Below are 738 nucleotides of genomic sequence, written 5' to 3'. Positions count from 1 at the left end.
ACCCAGTGCACCTCGTCGAACGCGGCGTAATCCACGTTGCGGGGATAGATGCTCGAGCCGAGGCCGCGCATGACGCGGGTCGCGGCGGGCTGACCGAAGATCGTCGAGCCGATGGTGTCGACCCCGATCAGCCGCAGGTTCGGGTTGAACTCACGCAGCACCCGCGCCACTCCGGCCGAATGCCCGCCGGTGCCAACGGAGCAGACCAGCACGTCGACATGGCCGATCTGGGCATTGAGTTCCAGTGCCAGCGGCCGGTAAGCCTCGACGTTGTCCGGGTTGTTGTACTGGTCCGGGTACCAGGCGTTCTCGTCAGCGGCGAGCAGTTCGGCCACCCGGTCCCGCCGGGCCTGCTGCCACCCCCCGGTGGGATGCGGTTCGGTCACCGTCGACACCTGGGCACCGTAGGCGGTCAACATGCGCTCGATGATGGGTTCCAGACCCGGATCGGTCACCAGGGTCACCGGGTGGTGGTAGATCGTTCCCGCGAATGCGAGCCCCAAACCCAATGTGCCACTGGTCGATTCGATGATGTGGCCGCCGGGTTTCAGGTCGCCGCGGGCCCGGGCCTGTTCGACCATGTGCATGGCGGGCCGGTCCTTCATACCGCCGGGGTTGAAACCTTCGAGTTTCGCCCAGAATCCGCGCCCGGCGTCGGCGAACGGAGTGGACACCCACAGCGTGGGAGTGTGACCGACCATGGTGTTGGGACCGCGGTTTCGGCGCAGTACGTGGAAT

Annotated in this window: 1 protein-coding gene; it reads right to left on the bottom strand. The window is 66.5% G+C overall.

The window, feature by feature from the left end:
• A partial coding sequence (locus RM780_RS27580; protein WP_311633636.1) for a PLP-dependent cysteine synthase family protein occupies positions 1-701 on the bottom strand: 701 nt, incomplete at its 3' end.
• Positions 702-738 lie beyond the last annotated feature (37 nt).

The sequence above is a fragment of the Streptomyces boetiae genome (assembly GCF_031845405.1).
Classification (GTDB): Bacteria; Actinomycetota; Actinomycetes; order Streptomycetales; family Streptomycetaceae; genus Streptomyces; species Streptomyces boetiae.
Note: the sequence above shows the minus strand (reverse complement) of the source record. Positions and strands in the feature narration are given on the sequence as shown.